Genomic DNA, 23,718 nt, shown 5'->3' on the forward strand with positions numbered 1-23,718 from the left:
CCGCAATTCGCCGGGAATCGTCGGTCCGCCGACGGAGCTGTCGGGGCCGCGACGATCGTGCGCGCGTTTCGCGGCGCGACGCGATCGGTGCGAGGCTTGCGACGAGCTCGCTCCGTGACCCGCGCCTTCGACACGCTCCACGCCGCGCGCCTCCGCGCCGTCGGCACGCGCTTCTTGCGGCAGCGCCCGCTCGTGGTCGCGATCGGCGCGCTCGGTCAGGCCGCGATCCTCGCGAGCTCGAGCGCACCGCGCGCGCAGGTGATCGCGATCGCGGGCGCGACCGGCGCGATGGTGATCGCGTTCTTCGTCGAGGCGTGGGCGCTCGGACGTCGCGCCCTCGACGAGCGCTGGCTCGGCCTCTCCCTCGGCGCGACCGCGATCGCGATCGGGCTCGGCGCGCTGCTGAGCGGCGGGCTCGAGAGCCCGATGTTGCCGCTGCTCTTCGCGCCGGTGACGGTCGGCCTCGCGGCGTTCGGTCCGCGCCGCGGCGCGGGCGCGATGATCGTGATCGCGATCGGCGTGCTGCTCGTGCTCGCGGTGGTGCGCGGGCCCTTCGACGTCGTGCCGTCGCCGCAGCGCGGATGGATGGTCGCGTGGAGCACGCTCATGACGCTCGCCCTCGCGCGGCTCGGCGTCGTCGGGCTCGTCGAGGCGTATCGCTCGGTGGGCGAGACCCTCGATCGCATGCGCGGCGACGTGCTCGAGGAAGCGGCGCATCGCGCGCGCGAGTCCGAGGCGCTCGGCGCGAAGGTCGCGCACGAGATCCGCAACCCGCTCACCGCGGTGAAGGGGCTCGTGCAGATGCTCGCGAAGAAGCCGAGCGATGCCCGCGACGAGCGACGCTTCGGCGTGGTGCTCGAGGAGGTCGAGCGCATGGAGGCGATCCTCCACGAGTACCTCACGCTCGCGCGCCCGCTGACCGATCTCGCGCCCGAGCCGATCCGCCCGCGCGCGCTGATCGACGACGTCGCCGCGGTGATCGAGGCGCGCGCCGCGGCATCGTCGATCGAGGTCCGCTGCGAGGGCGACGCGGGCGAGGTGATCGCCGATCCGCGCCGGCTGCGCGAGGCGCTGCTCAACCTCGCGCAGAACGCGGTGCAGGCGATGCCACGCGGTGGTGTGATGACGCTGGCCGTGCGGCGCGAGGGCGCCCGGGTGCGCTTCGAGGTGCGCGACACCGGCGAGGGCTTCGACCCCGCGGTGCGCGCCGGCGAGGTGTTCGAGAGCGCGCGCGAGGGCGGCACCGGGCTCGGCCTCGCGCTCGCGCGCAGCATCGCGCGCCAGCACGGCGGCACGCTCGAGATCGGCGGCGAGCGAGGGAAGGGCGCGATCGTCGCGCTGGTGATCGAAGGGGAGACCCGATGACGCGCGTGTTGATCGTCGACGACGAGCGCTCGGTGCGGTTCACGCTGCGCGAGCTCGTCGAGGACCTCGGGCACGAGGTGATCGACGCCGAGAGCGGCGAGGCCGCGCTGCGCGTGCTCGACGACGTCGATCTCGTGATCACCGACCTCTCGATGCCCGGCATGGACGGCCTCGCGCTGCTCGCGCGCATCCGCGCCATCGATCCGCGCCTCGCGGTCGTGATGCTCACCGCGCGGGGCTCGGAGCGCATCGCGGTGCGCGCGATGAAGGAAGGTGCGCTCGACTACCTGACCAAGCCCTTCGACGTCGAGGAGATGACGCTGGTGATCGAGCGCGCGCTCGAGCATCGCGCGCTGCGACGCAAGGCGAGCCGGCTCGAGCTCGAGCACGCGCTCGGGCGTCCGCTGCTCGGCGAAGCGCCCGCGTTCGAGCGCGTGCTCGCCGCCGCGGTGCGCGTCGCAGGGCGCGACGTGCCGGTGCTGGTGCGCGGCGAGACCGGCACCGGCAAGGAGCTGCTCGCGAGCGTGCTCCACGTCGCGGGCACGCGCGCGTCGGGCCCGCTGGTGCGCTTCAACTGCGCGGCGATCCCCGCGGAGCTCGCGGACGCCGAGCTCTTCGGCCACGCGAAGGGCGCGTTCACCGGTGCCACCGCGGCGCGTCGCGGCTGGTTCGCCGAGGCGCACGGCGGGACGCTGGTGCTCGACGAGATCGGCGAGCTGCCCCTCGCGATCCAGGCGAAGCTGCTGCGCGCCGTGCAGGAGGGCGAGATCCAGCCGGTCGGCGCGGCGCGCGTCGAGAAGGTCGACGTGCGCATCGTCGCGTGCACCCACCGCGACCTGAAGAGCGAGGCCGCCGCCGGACGCTTCCGCGAGGACCTCTATTATCGCCTCGCGGTCGTCGAGCTCACGATGCCTCCGCTGCGCGAGCGACGCGGCGACATCCCGCAGCTCGCGCGCACGTTCGCCGCGCGTTACGCGGAGCGCTTCGCGCTGCCCGACGTCGCGCTCGCGCCCGCGCTGATCGACGCGCTCGCCGCGCGCGCCTGGCCCGGCAACGTGCGCGAGCTCGAGAACACGATCGCGCGATGCGTCGCGCTCTCCGAGGGCGGCGTGATCGGCCTCGACGCGCTCGACGACACCACCACGCCCACCGCGCACGAGGGCACGTTCCGCGCGCAGGTCGAGGCGTTCGAGCGCGAGCTCATCACGCGCGCGCTCGCCGAGCACGGCGGCAACCAGTCCGAGGCCGCGCGCCGCCTCGGCATGCCGCGCGTCACGCTGGTCGATCGCATCAAGCGCTACGGCATCGGTTGAAGGAGCCCTGCGCCGGCGAGCACTCCAACTGGGCTGATCAAAATCGGCTCGCCCGCTCAGGGCCCTCCCGTCCACGTGCTCCGCACGCTCCCGTGCGGGCCCTGCGCCGGCGAGCACTCCAACTGGGCTGATTGCCGCGTGTGGCTGCGCGCGGTACACGCGGCCGCGATGTTCTCCACGTCCACGATGCTCCCGCGCCACGCGTTCTCCGCGCGTGATGCCGCGCGGGCAGGCGACGTCTGGCGCCTCTTCCAGGAGGTCGCGGTCGAGGGCTCGACCGCGTGTGGCTGGCCTCCGATGCGCTACCGCGAGGAGAAGACCGCGTTCGTCGTGCGCAGCATGACGGTGCGCCATCACCTCGAAGCGACCTACGGCGAGCCCCTCGCGGCGACGACGTGGGTGTCGCGCATGCGCCGCGAGATGCTCTCGACGCGCGAGATCCGAGTGCGCTCGTCCCGCGGTGCGATCGCGTCGGCGCGACAGGAGTGGGTGTACGTCTCGGAGTCGCTCGAGATGGCGCGCGCGCCGCGCTCGCTGCTCGACGCGTTCCCGGTGGAGAGCGGCCCCGACGACGACGCCGCGCCCGAGCTGCCCGCGCTGGCGCGCGAGGTCGACGCGCACGAGCCCCACGTCTTCACGTTCCGCGCGTGGTGGACGTGGATGGACCCGCTCGATCACGTGAACCACCCGCAGTACGTCGACTTCTGCGACGAGGCGCTCTCGATCGCGGCGCGCGCCGCGGGCCTCGCGCCGCGCGACGTCGAGCCCATCGCCGAGGAGCTCACGTTCCGCAGCCCCGTCGCCGCGGGCGACGAGGTGCGCGTCGAGACGACCGCGCGCGGCCACACCGAGGACGGCGCCGCGGTCTTCGCGACCCGCATCCTCGTCGGCGACCGCGTGTGCGTCACCGGCACCACGGTCCGCCGCATGCTCGGCGAGACCGGCCCGTCACGCCTCGTCGACGCGATCCGCACGTCGCGCTGATAGGCTCCGCGCCGATGTCCCGCCCCGCTTCCATCTCCGCGCGCACCACGCACACGCGCGGAGCGCGGTGCCCCCGAATCACCGCGCGCAGCGCGCACACGCGCGAAGCGCGGTGCGACTCGCGAGCGTCCGAGCCGCGCGGATCGGTCGCGAGCCATCGCCACCTTCACCACGCGAGGCGGCAGAACCGCGGTACCGGAAGTGGGGTGGTGGGTCCGACGCCCTCGTGCGACGGGGGCTCGCAGACGTCGACCACAGACTGACCACAGTCATCGCGGCGCGCTTCGCGCCGCGATGCGCCCACAGCCGCCCAACGCTCTCACCCTCTCGTCCAGCAGCCCGCGAGCACACCGGGCGGCGGACGCACCACCCCGCGCCACTCACCGAGACGCTTCATGCAGGACCTCATCCACAAAGCCTCGATCCTCCACGAGGCACTGCCGTACATCCGCCGCTTCCACGGCCGCACCTTCGTCATCAAGTACGGCGGTCACGCGATGACCGAGCCCGCGCTGCGCGACTCGTTCGCGCGCGACGTGACGCTGATGAAGCTCGTCGGCCTGCAGCCGATCGTCGTGCACGGCGGTGGCCCGCAGATCGACGAGATGCTCGGCAGCCTCGGCGTCGTCAGCGAGCGCATCGACGGCCTGCGCGTCACCGACGAGCGCACGATGGACGTCGTCGAGATGGTGCTCGGCGGTCGGGTGAACCAGGAGATCGTCACCCTCATCAACAACCACGGCGGGCGCGCCGTGGGCCTCTCGGGCAAGGACGACTCGTTCCTGCGCGGCGAGCGCGTCACCGAGATGCGCACCAAGAGCGGCAAGGTCGTCGACCCCGGCCGCGTCGGGCGCATCGTCGAGGTCAAGACGCGCATCCTCGAGCACCTCGTCGCGGGCGGCTTCATCCCGGTGGTCGCGCCGGTCGCGGTCGACGACGAAGGGCGCTCGCTCAACGTCAACGCCGACACCGTCGCGGGCGCGATCGCCGCCGCGACCAAAGCCGAGAAGCTCGTGCTCATGACCGACATCGCCGGCGTGAAGGACGAGAGCGGCAACGTCGCGTCGTCGATGTCCGCCGATCACGTGCGCTCGCTGATCGAGACCGGCGTGATCAGCGGCGGGATGATCCCGAAGGTGCAGTGCGCGCTCGACGCGATCGCGGTGGGCGTCAAGAAGTGCCACGTCATCGACGGGCGCATGCAGCACGCCGCGCTGCTCGAGCTGTTCACCGACCGCGGCATCGGCACCGAGATCACCGCCGGCTGAAGGGGAACCGCCCTCGCGAGGACTACCCCTAGGGGTGATCGAAGGCAGATCGATCTGCCTCGAGTGGGGTGTCGAGGCCCCAATGAGGCAGATCGATCGAACCTCGGTGACCTCCGAGGCTCCCCCTGGGCCGATGCATCGGCCTTGGTTGGGGTGTCGAGGCCCCAATCGAGCCGAATCATCGCCCGTCGCCGACCTCGGAGGGTCTCGCCCTCGTAACGCGGGTGCCGGGCGCGACGTACAGAGGGCGTGACCCGACTCGCGCTCGTCCTCGCGCTCGTGTTCGCGTCGTGCTCGTCGCCCCCGAGCAGCACGCCCGGCGCATCCGCCTCCTCGCGCGCTCCCCAGACCCAGGCCGCGCCTCCGCCCGGCGAAGGCCAGGCCGTCGCGATCTTCGCGGGCGGCTGCTTCTGGTGCATGGAGCGCCCGTTCGAGGATCTCCCGGGCGTGATCTCGGTGCTCTCGGGCTACACCGGCGGCGAGCTCGAGGGCCCGAGCTACGACGAGGTCAGCGCCGGCCGCACCGGTCACGCCGAGGCGGTGCGCGTGCTCTACGACCCCTCGCGCATCACCTACGAGCAGCTGCTCGAGGTGTTCTGGCACAACGTCGATCCCACCCAGGCGGACGCCCAGTTCTGCGATCACGGCACCCAGTACCGCAGCGGCATCTTCCCGATCGACGCCGAGCAGCGCCGTCTCGCCGAGGCGAGCAAGGCGCGCGTCGAGCAGACGATCCCGGGCCGCATCGTCACCGAGATCACCGACGCGGGCCCGTTCTGGATCGCCGAGGACTACCACCAGGACTTCTACCGGACGCACCCCGTCCGCTACACCGAGTACCGCCTCGGCTGCGGCCGCGACGCGCGCCTGCAGCAGATCTGGGGCGACCTCGCAGGCGGGCACTGATCACTCCGAGGCGGTCCCACGGCCCTGCCGCGCGCAGCTGGTGGGGACCTCCGGTGTCGATCAATCGGAAGCTCTGCGAACGCAGATCCGGCTTTGCCGGGCGGGGGAGGGGGCTTCCAAGGCCCCTCCCAAAACTCAGCGTACGCAGACCGTCAGGTCGAGCGCCACCCGACCTTCCACCCGCAGCTCGAGCTCGGTCGTCGCACCGAGCGCGCGGAACGTCGGGTCACTCCGGATGGCGTCGCAGCGTCCTCCGAACGAGCCCTGGGTATCGCAGGTCGGGCTCCCGGGCCGCAGGAAGAACACGTTGCCCTCGGCACGGGGATCGTCGGTGCACGCGATGCGCAGCATCATCTGCGCGCGGTCCGCGAGCTCGCGCGAGCGAGCGATCACACGCACCGGCGTGCCCTCGGCCGACGACGGCGAGTCGGGCCGCGGCGCTCCGGTCCCCACGACGCTCGCTCGCGTGCACCCGGTCTCGGGCACTTCGATCGTCGTCACTGATTCGCCGGCGAAGCACATCGGCGACGGCGCGGCGGCGTCAGCCACCGGCGCGTCGCGCTCGTGCGCCACGTAACACCCGCACAACACCATCGTCGCGACGACTGGCGAGAGACCCCTCATCGTCGCGAGCGTAGCGCTCAGCGCGGGATCGTCAGCGTCGCTGCGAGCTCGGCGTCGAGCTTCCGATCGAGATCGATCCCGTTGGCGTGGAGCGCGAACGCGAGGATCGCCCAGTACTCCTCGCCCGAGAGCGAGCCCGGCGCGGTCGGCGGCATCGCCATGACCGCGAACTCCGCGACGTCGGCCACGGTCACGAACTGGGTGGTGCGCACCGCGCCCTCGCGCGGCTCGAGCGGCAGCGCGCCCTCGGCGAGGCCCACGACGCGCGGCCCGGTCGCGGTGCCCTCGCCGCTCGCGCCGTGGCAGCTCGCGCAGTGCGCGGTGTAGGTCGCGGCGCCGAGCTCGACCTGCTCGGCGAACGTCGCGGGCGGAGGCGCGTCGGTCGCGACCGACGCGTCGGTGGTGGGCGTGGAGGACGAGCCATCACACGCCGCGAGCAAGAGGAAGACGGAGACGAGCGAGGTCCGAGTGGTTCGAGTCATCGCGCCATCGGAGGCGCGATCTGCGACCGGCGTTACGCCGTCTCGCACGCGCGCCCTGGACCTCGCGATCGCCCGACGGGAGTGGTAAAGACGCCGCGCGATGGCCACCAACCGCGAGCTGTACGAGACCGCCCAGAAGACCTTCGTGCCGAACTATCGGCAGCCGCCGAGCATCCTCGCGCGCGGCGAGGGCTGCCGCGTGTGGGACGTGGAGGGCAACGAGTACCTCGACTTCTCGGGCGGCATCGCGGTGCTCTCGGTCGGCCACGCGCACCCGACGCTCGCGAAGGCGCTCGCGGACCAGGCGGCGCGCCTGATCCACACGTCGAACCTCTTCTTCAGCGATCGCGCGATCGAGCTCGCGGCCGAGCTCACGAAGCGCACCGGCTTCGACCGCGTCTACTTCTCGAACTCGGGCACCGAGGCCAACGAGGCGCTGATCAAGCTCGCGCGCCGCTACCACCACGTGCGCGGCGATGCGCGCCGCGTCGAGCTCGTCGCGACCCACAAGTCGTTCCACGGCCGCACGATGGGCGCGGTCTCGATCACCGGGCAGGCGAAGTACCACGAGGGCTTCGGCCCGATGCTCCCCGGCGTTCGTTTCGTCGACTACGGCGACGTCGACGCGCTGCGCGCGGTGGTCGGCCCCGACACCGCGGCGGTGTTCCTCGAGCCGATCCAGGCCGAGGGCGGGATCATCGTCGCGAGCGACGAGTACCTCCGCGAGGCGCGGCGCATCTGCGACGAGGCGGGCGCGCTGCTCTTCTTCGACGAGGTGCAGACCGGCTACGGGCGCACCGGCCGCTTCCTCGCGCGCGAGTGGTCGGGCGTGATGCCCGACGCGTGCTCGCTCGCGAAGGGCATCGGCGGCGGCGTGCCGCTCGGCGCGATGTTGATCACCGAGAAGGTCGCGGGCGCGCTCACGACCGGCACCCACGGCTCGACGTTCGGCGGCAACCCGCTCGCGTGCGCGGCGGGCCTCGCGGTGCTGCGCATCTTCGACGAGGAGAAGCTCGTCGAGAACGCCGAGACGATGGGCCGCTACCTCGGCGAGAAGCTCGCCGCGCTGGTCGCCGATCCGTCGATCCCGGCGGCGGCGGAGCGTCGCGGGATGGGTCTCCTGCAGGGCGTGCGGGTCGACGCGGCGTACGACCCGATGGTCGCGTACCAGCAGCTGCGCTCGCAGCGCGTGCTCTCGGCGATCGCGGGCGGCGACGTGATCCGCTTCGCGCCGGCGCTCAACGTGAAGCGCGCCGACGTCGATCAGGCCGTCGAGCAGCTCGCGATCGCGCTGCGCTCCATTCCGAAGAAGTGATCTCGACCCCTCGCGAAGGATCCGCCGTGCCCAAGCACTTCCTCACTCTGCTCGATCTGGGACGCGACGATCTGCTCCGCGTGCTCGCGCGCGCGAAGGAGCTCAAGGCGCTGCGCGGCACGCCCGCGCACCCGCGCCCGCTCGAGGGCAAGAGCGTCGCGATCGTCCTCGAGAAGGCGTCGACGCGCACCCGTGTGTCGTTCGAGGTCGGCGTGTTCGAGCTCGGCGGTCAGCCCGTCACGCTGCTCGCGAAGGACACGCAGCTCGGGCGCGGCGAGCCGATCGAGGACACGGCGCGCATGCTCTCGCGCTTCGTGCACGCGATCGTCTTCCGCACCTTCGGTCACCAGAAGGTGCAGACGCTCGCGAAGCACTCGCGCGTGCCGGTGATCAACGGGCTCTGCGATCGCTTCCACCCGTGTCAGCTGCTCGCGGATCTGCAGACGGTGCAGGAGGCGCTCGGCACCGAGGATCTGCGCGACGTGCCGGTCGCGTGGATCGGCGACGGCAACAACGTCTCGCACTCGTGGATCCTCGCGGCGGCGCTGCTCGGGCTCGACCTTCGCCTCGCGTGCCCCGACGGGTTCTTCCCCGAGGCGGCGGTGCTCGAGATGGCGGCGCGTGCGGCGCGCGAGGTCGGCATCGATCCGCAGATCCGCGTGGTCCGTGATCCGCGCGAGGCCGCCGAGGGCGCGCGCGTCGTGACGACCGACGTCTGGGCGAGCATGGGCCAGGAGAGCGAGGCGGTGGCGCGGGCCCGCGTGTTCGAGGGCTACCAGGTCGATGCGGCACTGATGGAGCGCGCGGCGCGCGACGCCATCTTCCTGCACTGCCTGCCCGCGCACCGCGGCGAAGAGGTCTCGGCCGACGTGATCGACGGCCCCGCGTCGCGGGTGTGGGACGAGGCCGAGAACCGGCTGCACGCGCAGAAGGCGCTGCTCGAGCACCTCGTCCGCTGAGCCTCCGTCGTCGCGCGCTCCAACGCGCGTCGCGGCCACGTACCGACGCTCCGTTCCCCGCGAATTCGACGCGTGGCGTGATGCCACGTGCTACCGTCGCGGCCTGGCTTCCGCGTGGGAAATCGGAGTCCCAGAATCCCGCGGCTCGTCACCGACGTGGACCTTCGCTCGCTTCCGCTGACGCCGACGGAGGGGTTCATCCTCTCGCGCATCGACGGTGTCGCGACGATCGACGATCTCTCCGACCTCACGAACCTCGACGTGGCCGACGTGGTGCTCACGATCGGCAAGCTGATCGAGCTCGGCGCGGTGGAGTGGGCCGACGGGACGATCAGCCTGCCGCGCGCGTCGAACCGTCCCCCGACGCCCTCGCAGGGGGTGCATCGTCGCGCGATCCCCTCGCCGCGCGCGTTCGAGCGAGCGCAGGTGACCGAGAGCGAGCCGCCGAGCGCGACGCGCGAGCCCACGCGGGTGAAGGTGCCTCCGCCGGCGCGCGTGCCCGGGCCGAGCACCGTCCCGCCGGGCGCTGCGACGTCGAGCGACAGCGTCGATCCGCGGCGCCTCGAGGGTCGTGTCGACGCGTCGCGCGCGGGCACCGGGCGCCCCGGCAGCGTCGCGCGCGTGAACGTGCGCGAGCGCCCGCCCAGCAGCCCCACGGTGCCGAGCGCCGATGCGTCGACACGTCGTCCGACGCCGCCCGCGATGCCGGCGACGACGTCACCTACGCCCTCCGAGCCCGCTGCGGTTGCCGCACCTTCGAGCGCCGGCTCCCAGCCCGCGGAGATCGACCTCCCGCCCGAGCGTCGCAAGCGCATCGACGAGCTCTATCCGGTGCTCGAGCTCCTCGATCACTACGAGGTGCTCGGCCTGCGCCCGAACGTCGAGCTCAAGGACATCCGCGCGACGTACTTCGAGCTCTCGAAGGTCTTCCATCCCGACACCGCGTTCCGGAAGAGCCTCGGCCCCTACAAGGCGAAGATGGAGGCGATCTTCACCCGCCTCACCGAGGCCTACGACGTGCTCGGCAAGAAGAAGTCGCGCGCCGAGTACGACGCCTACCTCGCGCTGCAGGGCGACACCCGCGCGGTCGAGGACGCGATGCGCGCGACGGCGAAGCCCGTCGCGAGCCCTCCGCCCGAGCCTCCTCCGCCGACCCCGCCGACCCCGACCCCGCAGGCGCCCACCGAGAGTCCGACGCGTGCGCTCAGCGACGAGGGCCGCCGCCGCGCCCGCGAGCTGCTCCAGCGACGCCTCCAGGGCGCGCGGCCGGGGACCGCGACGTCGGCGGGCGGTGTGCCCGCGCCGGCCTCCTCCGCGCCGCGCGCGCGCGACGAGGTGCTGCGCGACCTCGCGAGCAGCCTGAAGAGCACCGCCTCGCTCACCGGCGGCATCGATCGCATCTCGCGCCACCAGCGCGACGCGCAGCGCCTCGAGGCCGAGGGCGATCTCGCCGGTGCGAGCCGCGAGCTGCGCATGGCGACGGCGCTCGCGCCGCAGCGCGACGACCTCCGGCTCGAGCACGAGCGCGTCTCGCGCCTCCTCGCGGTGCAGCTCGCCGACAAGTACGAGCAGGCCGCGCTCTACGAAGAGAAGCACCGCAAGTGGGCCGCGGCGGCGGCCAGCTGGTCGAAGGTGGTCGATGGTCGCCCCGACGACGTCGCGGCGCTGCTCCGCGCCGCCCTCGCGCTGGTCGAGGCGAAGGGCGATCTCCACCAGGCGCAGCGCTTCGCACAGCGTGCGTGCGAGCTGAGGCCGGACGACGTCGCCGCACGCCGGACGCTCGGTCGCGTCTATCTCGCGGCGGGGCTCCAGCTCAACGCGCGCCGCGAGCTCGAGCGTGCCGCGTTGCTGGACCCCACCGACCAGATCGTCAAGAATCTCCTGGGCGAGCTGAAGGGCTGAGATCGTCCTTCGCGCGCCTTTCGTCCTCGACGTCGTCACCGAAATCGTCGAGCATCGTAGGCGAGACGCGATCGATCGGAGCCGGGCTCGGCGAGCCCTGACGTGGGGAGCGGATGGAGAAGGTCATCGGCATCGACTTGGGCACCTTCAACTCGTGCGTCGCGGTGGTCGAAGGGGGCACGCCCGTCGTCATCGCGAACCGCGGCGGGTACAAGGTGACGCCGTCGATGGTCGCCATCACCGAGGCCGGAAAGCGCCTCGTCGGTCACATCGCGAAGCGCCAGGCCGTGACCAACGCCGAGAACTCGGTGTACGCGGCCAAGCGCCTGATCGGCCGCAAGTTCCACAGCCCGCAGGTGCAGGCGGCGCTCGGCAACGTCCCCTATCGCATCGTCGAGGGACCGCACAACGACCCGCGCATCCAGCTGCGCGACAAGGTCTATTCGGTCCCCGAGATCTCCGCGATGATCCTGCAGGAGATGAAGATGATCGCCGAGGACTACCTCGGCCACGAGGTCCACAAGGCGGTCGTCACGGTCCCTGCGTACTTCAACGACGGCCAGCGCCAGGCGACGCGCGATGCCGGCGCCATCGCGGGCCTCGACGTCATCCGGATCATCAACGAGCCGACCGCGGCGGCGCTCGCGTACGGCTTCGGCAAGAACATCGATCGTCGCGTCGCGGTCTACGACCTCGGCGGCGGCACGTTCGACATCTCGGTGATGGAGATCTCGAGCGCGGGCGTGTTCAAGGTCGTCAGCACGGCGGGCGACACGTTCCTCGGCGGCGAGGACTTCGACCAGCGCATCATCGACTGGCTCGTGCAGGGCTTCCGCGAGGAGCACGACATCGATCTGCGCCAGGACCGCATGGCGCTGCAGCGCCTCAAGGACGCGGCCGAGAAGGCGAAGTGCGAGCTCTCGAGCGTGGTCGAGACCGAGGTGAACCTGCCCTTCATCATCTCGAGCGCGCGCAGCGAGGCGCTGCATCTCCAGCGCTTGCTCACGCGCTCGCAGCTCGAGGAGCTCACCGACGATCTCGTGCAGCGCACGATCGAGATCTGCGACATGACGCTCAAGGAAGCGGGCCTCGAGAAGGACGAGATCGAGGACGTGATCCTGGTCGGCGGCATGACGCGCATGCCGAAGGTGCAGCAGGCGGTCGCCGACTACTTCGAGCGCGAGCCCTGCAAGGGCGTGCACCCCGACGAGGTCGTCGCGCTGGGCGCGGCGATCCAGGGCGCGGCGCTGGTCGACGACGAGCAGGACATGGTGCTGCTCGACGTCACGCCGCACACGCTCGGCATCATGGTGCACGGCGGGCTCTTCGAAGAGCTCATCCCGCAGAACAGCACCGTCCCGACCTCGCGCAGCAAGATCTTCACGACGGTCCGCGACAACCAGACCGCGGTGAAGATCCTCGTGATGCAGGGCGAGTCGAAGCGCGCCGACGAGAACGAGCTGCTCGGCGAGTTCATCCTCACCGGCCTTCGTCGTGCGTCGGCGGGCGCGGTCGAGATCGAGGTGACCTTCGAGATCAACGCGGACGGCATCGTCAGCGTGCACGCGAAGGATCTCGAGACCGGCAAGGCGCAGTCGATCACGGTCACCGCGACCAGCGGCCTCACGAAGGACGAGATCGATCAGATGGTCGACGACGCGCAGACCTACGCGGTCGCGCGCCGCGACGACGAAGAGCTGGAGCGCGCGAAGCAGGAAGCGGAGACGCTCATCGCGGAGATCCAGCGCCTCTTCCCGAAGGTCGAGGAGGTCGTCGCGGGCTCGGACTTCGGGCGCGACGCGATCGACAAGGCGCGCATCGTCGTCGAGAAGGCGCGCTCGCTGATGCAGGCGGGCGACACCCGCGGCCTCAAGGAACAGATCGAGGCGCTCAACCGCACGCAGCGCATGTTCAAGGGCGTCGTCGGCAAGATCGGGTGAACGTGCGATGAGCCGGAGCGCATCGTCGGGGGACGGTCGAGCGAGCAGCCCGCCGGGCGCGGGTCGCTCCACGCGTCCCCCGCACCGCGTGACGCTCGAGTTCGCCGGGCCTCCGCTCGCGCTCCCCGACGACCCCACGCCGAGCGAGCCCGACTCCGATCGCCCCGAGCCGCTGCAGCTCGACACGACCGAGCTCGCTGCGCCGCCTCCGAGCGAGCCCACCGCGAAGACGCGGGCGACGATCGATCCCGAGGGCTTCCTCGATCCCGATCTCGTCACCGAGGATCGCGGCACCGATCAGGCGCTGCGCCTCGACCTCGACGAGCTCGAGACGAGCGGCGCGCGCACCGACGACGGATGGGGTCGCCTCCGCGAGGGCAACGCGCCGGCGCGACCGCGCTCGGTCACGCCGCCCGCGATGACGCGCGACGATGCGCTCGATCTCGTCACGCGCCGCTCGCGCCCGCCCTCGACCCCGGGCCTCGACCTCGCGGGCGAGATGGCGGATCGCTACGCACTCGGCGACTACACCGGCGCGCTCCGGGTCGCCGAGCTGCTGCTCGGGCGCGACCCCGACGACCTGCGCGCCCAGCGCTGCGCCGAGAGCAGCCGCGAGCGCCTGCTCGCGCTCTACACCGCGCGCCTGGGCTCGGTGTCGGGCGTCGCGAGCGCGGAGGTGGGCTCGCGCGTGCCGCGCGTCACGGTGCCCGAGCACGAGATCCGCTGGCTCGGTCTCGATCATCGCCAGGGCTTCCTGCTCTCGCGCCTCGACGGCAGCGTGACGGTCGACGATCTGGTCGACGTGAGCGGCATGTCGCGCCTCGAGGTGCTCCGCACGCTCGTCGAGCTCGTCGAGTCGGGCGCCGTCGGGGTGCGGTGAGAGCGCGCGGCATCCCCGCCTCACGGCGAGGTGGGCGCTGCGCAGGCGGTCGGCCGATCGTCCGAAGATCGGGACGAACCCTTGCTCCCCGGGAGCCGTCGCTCTAGTCTCTTCCTTCGCTCCGCTGCCCAGCTACGGAGCGCAATCCCGTGCCCGACTCGCCCGAAGGTCCAGGTCTCGCTGCCACCATCATCATCGTCTCCGCCCTCGTCGGAGCCGTGATGAGCGCGCTGACCGCCGCGATGTACGCACTGCCCGAGGAGCTCCTCATGGCGGTGCGCGACGAGGAGGGGCCCGATGCCCCGACTGCGCTACGCGTGCTGCGCGAGCGCGGCGCGATACGCGCGCGGTTGCTCACCGGCCGCGTGATGAGCGCGGCGGCGCTCGCCACCGCGACCGCCTACCTCGTGATGGGCCAGATGCCCCTCTGGGCGGGCGTGCTGGTGGTCGCCGGCGCGGCGCTCGGCTACGCGGTGGTCGCCGAGGTCGCCCAGACGTTCGCGCGCGCCCGAGCGCGTGTGCTCGGCCTCCGGCTGCTGCGCTGGTCGCGGCCGCTCGAGATGCTGCTCGCGCCGCTCGCGTGGCCCATCCAGGTCGTCGCGTCGTTCGCCGAGCGCCTGCTCCCGCAGCGCGACGAGGCGGTCGACGAGGATCTCGCGGCGCGCGAGGTCGAGCACATGATCGAGCGCCGCGAGGAAGAAGGCGTCATCCCCGAGGAGTTCGCGCAGCTCCTGCTGCGCGTCCTGGAGTTCAAGGACACCGTCGCGCGCGAGGTGATGGTCCCGCGCACGCGCATGGTGGCGATCGACGTCTCGACGCCGATCGACGACGTGGTCGCGCGCGTGGTCGAAGAGGGCCACAGCCGCTATCCGGTCTATCGCGAGCGCGTCGATCGCATCGAGGGCATCCTGCACGCGAAGGATCTCTTCCGCGCGATGCGCGAGAAGAAGGGCCGCGTGAACCTGCTCTCGATCGTGCGCAAGCCCGCGCTCTTCGTCGCGGAGTCGCAGAAGATCGGCCACGTGCTGCGCGAGATGCAGAGCAAGCGGCAGCACCTCGCGCTGGTCGTCGACGAGTTCGGCGGCACCTCGGGCGTGGTGACGCTCGAGGACATCCTCGAGGAGATCGTCGGCGAGATCCAGGACGAGCACGACGCCGAGGAGAGCCTGGTCACCGAGATCGGGCCGAACACGTTCCTCGCCGATGCGCGCGTGTCGATCCACGAGCTCGGCGAGCTGCTCGACACCGAGCTCGGCGAGGCCGCCGAGAACGCCGAGGTCGAGGTCGACTCGCTCGGTGGGCTCGTCGTGGGCCTCGCGGGCAAGGTGCCCGAGCCGGGCGAGAGCGTCACGCTGGACGGGCTCGATCTGATCGTGCGCGAGGCCGACGAGAAGCACGTCACGCGCGTCGAGATCCGGCGCAAGACCACCGCGCCTCCCTCGTCGGCCGAGCCCGCCGAAGGCGCGGTCTAGTGCCGCAGAAAGCGCGCGAGGCTGCGCTCGCGGAGGCTCTCGCACCGGTCTCGCCGGGGCGCGTGTTGTGGATCGGCGTGGCGCCGATCGACGCGCTCGATGCCGCACGAGGCGCGAACCGGGCGAGCCTCGATGCGCTCCCGGCTGATGCGCGCTTCGACGCGGTGGTGCTCGGGCCCACGTCGAGCGGGCTCGTCGACGCGAGCGCGGCGGTGCGCGCGTGCGTGCGCGCCGGCGGCGTGATCGCGGTGGTGCTGCCGGTCGAGCGGGTCGGATTCCGTGCGTTCACGCAGCGCGCGATCAGCGCGTTCGACGCGACGCGACGTGCGCGGCCACTCGAGGAAGCGTGCGGTGCGCTGCTCTCGGCGGGCGTCGCGCCGGTGAAGGTGATCGACGTCAAGGGCGCGCTCGGCGAGGCCGTCGTGCACGGCGTCGTGCACGCGACGTGAGCCCCCGGGGCTCCCGGAACGCCGCATCGGCGCTAGATTCAGCCGCCGATGGCCAGCTCCCGTAACGCGCCCGCCTCTGCGCCGATGGCGTTCCTCGCCGACATCCACGGCAACCTCGCCGCGCTCGACGCCGTGCTCGAGGACATTCGGCGCCGCGATGTCCGCATCGTCTACGTCGCGGGCGATCTGCTGTTCGGCGGCGACGATCCGCTCGCGGTGTGGAAGCGCCTGGTCGAGGTGAAGGCCAAGTGCGTGCGCGGCCTCTCGGACGCGGCGCTCGCGACGCTCGATCCCACGCGCATGAACCCGACCGACGACGCGCAGCGCGAGCGCATGGAGCGCTTCCTCCGCACCCGCACCGCGGTCGGCGAGCTCGTGCTGAAGTACCTCGAGCGACTGCCCGACTCGATGCGCATCCCGCTGGTCGACGGCCGCGAGATCGTCGTGGTGCACGGCTCGCCCGCGGACCCGACGACCGAGCTCAGCCACGACATGAGCGACGAAGAGATGATGGCGCTGATCGCCGACGATCCCGCGGACATCGTCGCGTGCGGCGGCTCGCACGTGCCCTTCCAGCGCGACGTCGACGAGGTGCGCGTGATCGGGCTCGGCTCGGTGGGGCAGAGCCCCGAGGGCGGCATCGCGCACTACACCGTCGTGACGCCGCGCCTCGAGGGCACCCTGGTCGAGCAGACCTGGATCCGCTACGCGGCCTGATCAGTCCGCGCGATCCCAGTCGCGGTTGTAGCCCGTGACGAAGTCGCGACCGAGCGTTCGGACGAGCCGCCCCGCGTAGCCGAGCTCCGACGCCCACTCGTCCGCCGCCATCTTCACGACGTGGCGCAGCACGAAGCGGCGCGCGTAGCTGTCGCGGATCCCCTGCGGCGCGTCGCGCTGCATCCACTGGATCAGCGGGCCGACCTTGGGCAGCGTGAAGACGCCCGGATGACGCGCGTGCGGGCTGCCCCAGGGCGCCGGCCAGAGGCGACTCTCCTCGATCACCGCGAAGATGCGATCCGCAGCCTGCGATGCGGTGATGCGCTTCTCCGCGTACGCGTCGACCTCCGCCGCCGCGCGCTCGAAGAGCGCCATGTACTCGGGGAGATCCGAGCCCTGCAGACCGCCGAAGGGCTCGAGCTCGTAGGTCTCGAAGCGCGTGTCCGCGCCGTGCGTGAGGAGCTCGCCGATCGCCTCGAGGGTGCCGGTGCCGCCGAAGATCGTCCCGAGCGCCCAGATCTTGTACCAGGCGTTCCACAGCTCGAAGTCGGAGAACGCCACGTACGAGCGGCTCACCAGTCGATCGACGTGCGCGAAGTTGCGCTTCACGCGCGCGTCGATCGGCATGAAGCGCTCGGTCGAGTAGTCGCCGTCCTTCTTCGCCTCGATCAGGCGCCACGCGAGCATGTTGATCGCGCCCATCGAGATGCCGAGGCCGCTCGAGAAGAGCGGATCGACGAACGCGAACGCGTGCGGCATCAGGCAGTAGCGATCACCGACGACGCGCGTCGACGAGAACTGCAGTCGATCGGTGGAGACCCACTCGCGGATCGGATGCGCGTTCTCGAACTGCTTCGCGAGCGCGGGATATCGCGCGACGAAGCGCCGGAACTCTTCGTCCGCGGGAAGGCCCGTCGGCGGGTGCACGCGCGGATCGAGGTTCAGCCCGACGCTCGTGAGGCGGTTGGTCGACGACGGATGGTTGTCGAACGGGATGACCCACATCCATCCGCCGTCGAACAGGTGGTGCAGCGTTCCTTGCGAGAGCGGGCTCGGAAGACCGTGCGCCTCGCGCGGTCCGATGCACGCGTCGAACGGCGTCACGCCGTGGAAGTGCGTGAAGATCGATCGCGAGTGGGTGCGCATCGTCGTCGGCTGCTCGCGCAGACCGAAGAGCTTCGCGACCGGCGCCTGCACGCCGCCCGCGTCGACGACGTAGCTCGCGCGGAACGCGCTGCCGTCGCGGCACTTCAGCTCGACGCCGGTCGCGCCGAAGTCGAGGCTCGTCACGTCGGTCCGCTGCCGCACCACCGCGCCGTGCGCGGCCGCGACGCCGAGCAGGTACGCGTCGACGTCCTGTCGGAACAGGTGCACGTCGGGCCCCATCGGCGGCGACAACGTCGGCAGCTGCGACGACTCGTGCGCGCGCAGCGGCTCGTCCGCCCGATGGAAGACGAACGAGAAATTGCGCTTCACCCCCGATGTCGTGCCGACCGTGCGCCGGACGCGATTGTAGGTGCTCAGCTGCGAGATCTCCGGGACGCCGTATCGCATCCCGAGCAGCCGGAACAAGAACGTCGTCTCTGGCACCGTGGACTCGCCGATCGCGAACCGCGGATGCGATCCCTGCTCGACGAGCAACGTGCGCACGCCGTTCTCGGCGAGGATCGCGCCGAGAATGCTGCCGGCGATCCCGCTCCCGAGGATCGCCACGTCGAACGTCCTGTCACTCATCGCACCACCTCCCGCGTATGGAGAGCCATACGACCATTGGTGGTGGCCGCGGGTACAGGATTTCCCCGACCTGAGTCGCGTACCCCGAGTACGCAGGTCAGAGATGTCGCTTCGCGATCTCGGCCCAGGGCCCGCTGGGATCGAGCTTGAGGTACGTCTCCCAGTGCACGCGAGCCTCGCGCGTCCGCCCGATCTCCTCGAGCGCCATCGCGAGGTTGAAGTGCGCGTCGGCGAAGCTCGGATCGCTCGACACCGCGCGATCGAAGAGCCGCACCGCCTCTTCGAGCTCGCTGCGCTCGAACGCGAGGAAGCCGAGGTTGTACCAGGCCTCCGGCTGCTCGGGATCGAGCTCGATCGCGCGCTCGTAGAGCCCGCGCGCTTCCTTGCCGTCACCGCGGCGGAAGCGGAGGTTGCCGAGGTTCGTGAGCGCGTTCGCGAGCGCGGGGTCGAGCGAGATCGCGCGGCGGTAACACGCCTCGGCGCGATCGAGCGTCGACTCGTCCTCGTCGAGCCGACAGCCCTCGAGGTACGCCTCGTACGCGGCGCGACGGCGCGCGGGATCGAGCGCGTCGGGGCGCAGCACGCGCACCACGTCGTCGCGCAGCTCGCGCACCTCGAAGTCCATCACGACCTGGCCGGTGCGCGGCTCGAACGACGACTTCTCGTCGCGCACGATCACGCTCTGTCCGTCGGTGAGCACGCGCAGCTCGGAGAGCGGGCGCACCACGTCGGGCAGCGTCGTGCGCAGCGCGTCGACCGTCTTGCGCACGCGGCGCAGCGGCACGCCGCGCTCGAGCAGCGTCTTCGCGGTGCGCACGCCGATCAGATCCTGGAACGTGTAGAGACGCCGCGCGCCGACGACGCCCGAGGGCGAGAGGAACCCGGTGCGATCCCAGTAGCGCAGCTTGCTCTCGGGGATGCCGAAGAGGCGCGCGACCTCGGCGCGACCGTAGAGGTCGCCGGTGGGATCACGACGGCGCGCCTGCTTCTCGAGCTCGGCCTCTCGTGCCGCGACGTCGGCCGCGAGCGTCTCCTCGTCGGGCGCCGGCGCGGCGATCGGCTCGGCGGGCGGGGGCACCGGCGTGGTCGGCGCGCTCTTCGGCGGCGTGCTGCTCGCGGGGATGGCACGACGACCACCACCGGGGCCGAACTGGACGTGGATGATCTTCCCACCCACCGGATCGCGCTGGCTCATCGAACGGAATCCCTGGCTCGCGAAGATAGATCGACCGGCACCTCGAGATCGACGTCGAGCAGGAGCAACGAGCCGTCGAGGCGGAAGCGGGTCTCGGTGGTCGCGGTGCCGAGGCGCTTGTCGGGGTGACGTCGCGCGACGTCGGCGAGCGCGAGGCGCATCGCGCGGAGGCGCACGCGCACCGAGCCACTCACGGCGTCGAAGAGGCGGCGGCGCTCGGCCTCGCCCTCGGGCCCGCGCAGCTGCGGCGCGACCTTCTCGAGATCGATCGTGATCAGCGCCGAGCCGAAGAACGCGCTGCGATCGAGGCGTCCTTCGGTCAGCACCTCCGCCACCCGGAAGAGCTCTTCCTCGGCGCGAGGGCCGAGCGCGAATCCGTCGCGCGGACGCAAGAGGGCGCCGGGCCGCACGCGGACGGGCGGCTTGAGCAGGGTGGGGGACACGGATCGAATGCTATCGGGGCGGTGGCGATCAGATCAAAGATCCGCACGAGGCGACGAGCGCGCTTCGTGACGTCGCGCTCTGGTAGACTCGCGCGCTCCGGATGAGCAGTGGTCAGCAACGCGGCGCCGACGTCCTCCTCGTCGCGTCCCACGCGCCCGATCTCGCAGGCATGCGCCCCTACCTCGGGGAACGTCTCGACGGCGTGATCCGGAACGTGCGGGTGCGCGCGAAGATCGTCGGCATGGGCATGGCGGTCGCGGCCGCGGCGGCGGCGCGCGGCATCCTCGCGGTGCAGCCACGCGCGGTGCTGATGATCGGCACGTGCGGCGTGTACCCGAACCTCCCGCAGTACCGTCCGCACGACTTGCTCGTCCCGAGCCGCGCGCAGCTCGTCGATCACGCGGTGCTCGCGGTGCGCGCGTCGTTCCCCGAGCCGATGCAGACGGTCGCCGAGACCCACGCGCTGATGAGCAGTGCGCTGCGTGCGTGTCATCCGCGTGGACATCTCGCGCCGGTCGCGAGCCCGCTCGCGCAGACGACCGACGACACGCTCGCCGCCGCGATCACGCCCTCGACCGGATGCGAAGCGGAGAACCTCGAGCTCTTCGCGGTCGCGATGGCGTGCCGCGCCGCGGACGTCCCGTTCGCGGCTGCGCTCGGGATCAGCAACATCGCGGGCTCGACGGGCCGCCACGACTGGTCGCAATTCCAGCGCGACGCGGTGAGCAGCGCGGCGAGCGCGGTCGCTGCGTGGATGCACAACGGCGCGCAGGGTCTTCCTCACAACTGAGCCGGAAGGCCGACCGGCTGAGGAGAGCAGGAACGAGAAGGAACACCACGTCGGTGTGTCTTCTCGATCGTCGATGCGCTCGAAGCGCGCTCCTTCGGGATTTTCTGAGGAAAGCAGGAGGAGAAGGAAGACCACGTCGGTGTGTCTTCTCGATCTTCTTGATCGCTCGTCCGTGCTCGACCCGCAGACGTCTGTGCCTCGACCCGCAGACGTCTGCGCCTCGACCCGCAGGCGTCTGCGCCCCGACGACGAACGACGACGACGAGCTCGTTTCGCGCGTCGCGTCCGCGTGTCGCGCATCGTCGTGGTGTTCCTAACCCTCCTGCTCTCCTCAGAAATTCTCCCGAACGAGCTCGTGCGCGCGATGCGTCCGCGTGTCGCGCATCGCCTTGGTGGTCTTGGGCGTCCTGCTCTCCTCAGAAATTCTTTCCTGCACTCCGCGGTGCTAAGGTGAGCGCGCGTGCGCGGGGGGAGCTCCAGACAACACGACGACGCGGGCCTCGCGGATCTCGGTCCCGCTCCGCCCGTCACCGTCACCACACCCATCCCCGCGCCGCCCTACGACGCGCATCGCGTCGTGCATCGCTGGGACCTCGACAAGACGTATCTGCGCACCGAGTTCGACACGGTGAAGGACCTGCTCCGCACCGCGTTCGAGTCCGCCGCGCAGAAGAAGACCGTCCCCGGCGCGTCCGCGCTGCTCCGCGAGATCCGCGCGACCGATCCCGCGGGCATCTACATCCTCTCGGGCAGCCCCACGCAGATGCGCAAAGTGCTCGAGGCGAAGCTGCGCCTCGACGGCATCCGCTGGGACACGCTCGTCCTCAAGCCGCAGCTGACGAACATCCTCCGCGGGCGCTTCCGGTTCGTGAAGGACCAGGTCGGCTACAAGCTCGCGGCGCTGCTCGACACCCGCGCGTCGATGCCCTCCGACACGCTCGAGTACATGTTCGGCGACGACGCCGAGGCCGACGCGTTCATCTACTCGATCTACACCGACCTCTGCGCGGGCCGCGTCGAAGTGCCGACGCTCATGCAAGTGCTGGAGATCGCCGGTGTCTATCCCGACGTGCTCCCGCGCGTCGTGCGCATGGCCGAGCGCGTGCCGCGCGGCGGCGGCGCGATCCGCATCTTCATCCACCTCGATCGCGTCAGCTCGCCGAACGCGTTCGAGGAGTACGGGCCGCGCGTCTGCCCGTTCTACAACTACTTCCAGCCCGCGTGCGTGCTGCTCGAGCACGGCGTGCTGCCTCCGCTCTCGGCGCTGCGCGTGGCCGCGGAGCTCGTGATCCATCACGGATTCACCGCGGACGCGCTCGTCGCGTCGTACATGGATCTCGTCGCGCGAAAGCAGCTCGGTCGCTACGGCGCGGACGTGCTCGCGCGCTTCCTCGAAGAGGTCGACGAGTCGCTGCTCGCGACGACTGCGCCGGTGCTCCGCGCGTTCGGAAGACAGCTCGACGAGGAATGCCCGAGGGATCTTCCGTCGCCGCCTCCTCCACCGCCGATCGAGATCGACTGGCCCGGGCTCTTCGATCGCGACCGCGCGCGTGCGCGCGCCGCGAAGCTGCGATCGCTCGGACGTCTCTGATCACGCGATCTCGACGCGCGCAACAGCGGGAGCTATTTGTTGTGGCGTGGCGCAACGCGTCTTGGGGCCTCGGGTCGGGCTCGCCCCGCGCTGCCTTTGGTGGCCGCTCGCGGTGATGCTCGTCGGTTGTGGAGCCAAGACAGGGCTCCTCGCACCTGACGCTCAGGTCGACGCCGGCATGGATGCCGGGCCTGACGCGCAGATTCCATGCATCGAGATCCCGCTCGATGGTGGGCTCATCGAGATCCCGCTCGAGACGGAGGTGCAGCTCGGTCGCGCGGACGTGGTCCTCGCGATCGACACCACCGCGTCGATGGGCCAGGAGATCGGGGAGATCCGCCGCACGCTGCGTGATCAGATCGTGCCCGGCATCCGGAGCGCGATCCCCGACGCGAACCTCGGCGTGACGACGTACGCGGACTTCCCCGAGGGCGGATGCGGCAGCTCGGGCGACAACGATCTGCCGTTCCGTCTCGTGCTGCCGGTGACCGAGGACGTCGGTCGCGTGCAGAGCGCCGTCGACTCGGTGCGCCTCAACAACGGCGCGGACACGCCGGAGTCGCAGGTCGAGGCGCTCTATCAGATCGCCACCGGCGAAGGCGTCGGGCGCTACGTGCCCGCGAGCTTCGGATGTCCGATGGGTGGCTTCGGCTATCCGTGCTTCCGCACCGACGCGCTCCCCGTCGTGCTGCTCTTCAGCGATGCGCCGTTCCACAACGGGCCGGGCGGCGGGAGCCCGTACTCCGATTCGATGGCGTGCCCCGCGGTCGCGACCGTCGCACACGACTACGACGACGCGGTCGAGGCGCTGCAGCGCAACGAGATCCGCGTGATCGGCCTCTACTCCGGCCCGCCGCGCGATCGCGGGCTGCCCGACATGCGGCAGCTGGCGCTCGACACCAACGCGCTGGGCGACGGTGACGAGCCGCTGGTGTTCGACATCGGCGAGAACGGCGAGCGCCTGTCGACGAGCGTGATCGATGCGATCACCACGCTCGCCGAGGTCATCGAGCTCGACATCGACACCGTGCTGATGGACGTCGATCGCACCGACGCGGTCGATCCGCGCGACTTCGTCGAGGCGGTGGTGCCGCTGCGCGCCGATCCGATGGACGGCGTGCGCGAGATCGACGTCGCGGCAGGCGCGTTCCTCGGGGTGCGCACCGGGACGACCGTCGTGTTCGGTCTGACGCTGCGCAACGATGCGGTCGCGCCGGGCGCGGGCCCGCAGCGATTCCTCCTCGAGGTCGTGTTCCGCGGCGATGGTCGCACCCGCATCGGCTCGGTGATCATCGAGATCGTCGTGCCCGGCGCGGACGGCACCGGATGCGAGGAGATGACGGGCACGGTGCTGGAGATCCGCGGTCCGTCCGATTGAGCTGATTGGA

General features: G+C 71.2%; 21 protein-coding genes. 16 read left to right on the top strand and 5 right to left on the bottom strand.

Features of this window, described 5'->3' with window-relative positions:
- The first annotated feature begins 114 nt into the window (after positions 1-114).
- The 5 genes from I5071_RS00480 to msrA all read left to right on the top strand — a co-directional run bounded on the left by I5071_RS00480 (position 115) and on the right by msrA (position 5,836).
- A complete protein-coding gene (locus tag I5071_RS00480) occupies positions 115-1,365 on the top strand; it encodes a sensor histidine kinase (protein WP_236519877.1) in 1,251 nt (416 codons plus the stop codon).
- A complete protein-coding gene (locus I5071_RS00485) occupies positions 1,362-2,678 on the top strand; it encodes a sigma-54-dependent transcriptional regulator (RefSeq protein WP_236519878.1) in 1,317 nt (438 codons plus the stop codon). The genes I5071_RS00480 and I5071_RS00485 overlap by 4 nt, the downstream gene beginning before the upstream one ends.
- A 168-nt stretch (positions 2,679-2,846) precedes the next feature.
- A complete protein-coding gene (locus I5071_RS00490; RefSeq protein ID WP_236519879.1) occupies positions 2,847-3,662 on the top strand; it encodes a hotdog domain-containing protein in 816 nt (271 codons plus the stop codon).
- A 395-nt stretch (positions 3,663-4,057) separates the two neighbouring features.
- Positions 4,058-4,930, top strand: coding sequence for an acetylglutamate kinase (gene argB, locus I5071_RS00495; protein ID WP_236519880.1), 873 nt, complete (start codon positions 4,058-4,060; stop codon positions 4,928-4,930).
- A 249-nt stretch (positions 4,931-5,179) separates the two neighbouring features.
- On the top strand, positions 5,180-5,836 hold the full coding sequence (msrA, locus tag I5071_RS00500; protein ID WP_236519881.1) for a peptide-methionine (S)-S-oxide reductase MsrA: 657 nt from the start codon (positions 5,180-5,182) through the stop codon (positions 5,834-5,836).
- A gap of 135 nt (positions 5,837-5,971) precedes the next feature.
- Here the strand turns inward: msrA and I5071_RS00505 are convergent, their stop codons facing one another.
- Together I5071_RS00505 and I5071_RS00510 are read right to left on the bottom strand one after the other, a co-directional pair.
- Positions 5,972-6,460, bottom strand: a complete 489-nt coding sequence (locus I5071_RS00505) for a hypothetical protein (protein WP_236519882.1) — start codon at positions 6,458-6,460, stop codon at positions 5,972-5,974.
- Positions 6,461-6,477: 17 nt separating this feature from the next.
- On the bottom strand, positions 6,478-6,942 hold the full coding sequence (locus I5071_RS00510; protein ID WP_236519883.1) for a c-type cytochrome: 465 nt from the start codon (positions 6,940-6,942) through the stop codon (positions 6,478-6,480).
- A 100-nt stretch (positions 6,943-7,042) separates the two neighbouring features.
- Here I5071_RS00510 and I5071_RS00515 point away from each other — a divergent pair, with 100 nt between their 5' ends.
- The 8 genes from I5071_RS00515 to I5071_RS00550 all read left to right on the top strand — a co-directional run bounded on the left by I5071_RS00515 (position 7,043) and on the right by I5071_RS00550 (position 16,576).
- Positions 7,043-8,257, top strand: a complete 1,215-nt coding sequence (locus I5071_RS00515) for an aspartate aminotransferase family protein (RefSeq protein WP_236519884.1) — start codon at positions 7,043-7,045, stop codon at positions 8,255-8,257.
- Positions 8,258-8,283: 26 nt separating this feature from the next.
- The gene (argF, locus tag I5071_RS00520; protein ID WP_236519885.1) at positions 8,284-9,216 is read left to right on the top strand and encodes an ornithine carbamoyltransferase; all 933 of its coding nucleotides are present in this window, start codon (positions 8,284-8,286) and stop codon (positions 9,214-9,216) included.
- 156 nt (positions 9,217-9,372) lie between these two features.
- Entirely contained in the window at positions 9,373-11,118 is a 1,746-nt protein-coding gene (locus I5071_RS00525) for a DnaJ domain-containing protein (protein ID WP_236519886.1), read from the top strand.
- Between the two features lie 113 nt (positions 11,119-11,231).
- On the top strand, positions 11,232-13,058 hold the full coding sequence (dnaK, locus tag I5071_RS00530; RefSeq protein ID WP_236519887.1) for a molecular chaperone DnaK: 1,827 nt from the start codon (positions 11,232-11,234) through the stop codon (positions 13,056-13,058).
- Positions 13,059-13,146: 88 nt separating this feature from the next.
- Positions 13,147-13,938 carry a hypothetical protein gene (locus I5071_RS00535; protein ID WP_236519888.1) on the top strand — a complete coding sequence of 264 codons (792 nt, stop codon included), beginning with the start codon at positions 13,147-13,149 and terminating at the stop codon, positions 13,936-13,938.
- 149 nt (positions 13,939-14,087) lie between these two features.
- The gene (locus I5071_RS00540) at positions 14,088-15,410 is read left to right on the top strand and encodes a hemolysin family protein (protein WP_268921202.1); all 1,323 of its coding nucleotides are present in this window, start codon (positions 14,088-14,090) and stop codon (positions 15,408-15,410) included.
- A complete protein-coding gene (locus I5071_RS00545) occupies positions 15,410-15,859 on the top strand; it encodes a hypothetical protein (RefSeq protein ID WP_236519890.1) in 450 nt (149 codons plus the stop codon). Before I5071_RS00540 ends, I5071_RS00545 begins: the two co-directional genes overlap by 1 nt.
- Positions 15,860-15,907: 48 nt before the next feature.
- Positions 15,908-16,576, top strand: a complete 669-nt coding sequence (locus I5071_RS00550; protein WP_236519891.1) for a metallophosphoesterase family protein — start codon at positions 15,908-15,910, stop codon at positions 16,574-16,576.
- Here the strand turns inward: I5071_RS00550 and I5071_RS00555 are convergent, their stop codons facing one another.
- From I5071_RS00555 to I5071_RS00565, 3 genes are all read right to left on the bottom strand, one after another.
- The gene (locus I5071_RS00555) at positions 16,577-18,310 is read right to left on the bottom strand and encodes an NAD(P)/FAD-dependent oxidoreductase (protein ID WP_236519892.1); all 1,734 of its coding nucleotides are present in this window, start codon (positions 18,308-18,310) and stop codon (positions 16,577-16,579) included.
- 97 nt (positions 18,311-18,407) lie between these two features.
- The gene (locus I5071_RS00560; protein ID WP_236519893.1) at positions 18,408-19,505 is read right to left on the bottom strand and encodes a tetratricopeptide repeat protein; all 1,098 of its coding nucleotides are present in this window, start codon (positions 19,503-19,505) and stop codon (positions 18,408-18,410) included.
- Positions 19,502-19,948, bottom strand: a complete 447-nt coding sequence (locus I5071_RS00565) for a hypothetical protein (RefSeq protein WP_236519894.1) — start codon at positions 19,946-19,948, stop codon at positions 19,502-19,504. Before I5071_RS00565 ends, I5071_RS00560 begins: the two co-directional genes overlap by 4 nt.
- 101 nt (positions 19,949-20,049) lie before the next feature.
- On the opposite strand from I5071_RS00565, the gene I5071_RS00570 reads away from it, so the two are divergent.
- From I5071_RS00570 to I5071_RS00580, 3 genes are all read left to right on the top strand, one after another.
- Positions 20,050-20,739 (top strand): hypothetical protein, encoded by a 690-nt coding sequence (locus tag I5071_RS00570; RefSeq protein ID WP_236519895.1) that lies wholly within the window; start codon positions 20,050-20,052, stop codon positions 20,737-20,739.
- A gap of 460 nt (positions 20,740-21,199) precedes the next feature.
- Positions 21,200-22,330, top strand: coding sequence for a phosphatase domain-containing protein (locus I5071_RS00575; protein WP_236519896.1), 1,131 nt, complete (start codon positions 21,200-21,202; stop codon positions 22,328-22,330).
- A 178-nt stretch (positions 22,331-22,508) separates the two neighbouring features.
- Positions 22,509-23,708 (top strand): vWA domain-containing protein, encoded by a 1,200-nt coding sequence (locus I5071_RS00580; protein ID WP_236519897.1) that lies wholly within the window; start codon positions 22,509-22,511, stop codon positions 23,706-23,708.
- The last annotated feature ends 10 nt before the right edge of the window (positions 23,709-23,718 follow it).

Source organism: Sandaracinus amylolyticus (assembly GCF_021631985.1).
Classification (GTDB): Bacteria; Myxococcota_A; Polyangia; order Polyangiales; family Sandaracinaceae; genus Sandaracinus; species Sandaracinus amylolyticus_A.

Coding starts and splice junctions, on each gene's coding strand:
- I5071_RS00485 (WP_236519878.1), top strand. CDS start 1,362: ATGACGCGCGTGTTGATCGTCGACGACGAGCGCTCGGTGCGGTTCACG.
- I5071_RS00515 (WP_236519884.1), top strand. CDS start 7,043: ATGGCCACCAACCGCGAGCTGTACGAGACCGCCCAGAAGACCTTCGTG.
- I5071_RS00570 (WP_236519895.1), top strand. CDS start 20,050: ATGAGCAGTGGTCAGCAACGCGGCGCCGACGTCCTCCTCGTCGCGTCC.
- I5071_RS00505 (WP_236519882.1), bottom strand. CDS start 6,460: ATGAGGGGTCTCTCGCCAGTCGTCGCGACGATGGTGTTGTGCGGGTGT.
- I5071_RS00580 (WP_236519897.1), top strand. CDS start 22,509: ATGGATGCCGGGCCTGACGCGCAGATTCCATGCATCGAGATCCCGCTC.
- I5071_RS00510 (WP_236519883.1), bottom strand. CDS start 6,942: ATGACTCGAACCACTCGGACCTCGCTCGTCTCCGTCTTCCTCTTGCTC.
- I5071_RS00550 (WP_236519891.1), top strand. CDS start 15,908: ATGGCCAGCTCCCGTAACGCGCCCGCCTCTGCGCCGATGGCGTTCCTC.
- I5071_RS00490 (WP_236519879.1), top strand. CDS start 2,847: ATGTTCTCCACGTCCACGATGCTCCCGCGCCACGCGTTCTCCGCGCGT.
- I5071_RS00560 (WP_236519893.1), bottom strand. CDS start 19,505: ATGAGCCAGCGCGATCCGGTGGGTGGGAAGATCATCCACGTCCAGTTC.
- I5071_RS00555 (WP_236519892.1), bottom strand. CDS start 18,310: ATGAGTGACAGGACGTTCGACGTGGCGATCCTCGGGAGCGGGATCGCC.
- argB (WP_236519880.1), top strand. CDS start 4,058: ATGCAGGACCTCATCCACAAAGCCTCGATCCTCCACGAGGCACTGCCG.
- dnaK (WP_236519887.1), top strand. CDS start 11,232: ATGGAGAAGGTCATCGGCATCGACTTGGGCACCTTCAACTCGTGCGTC.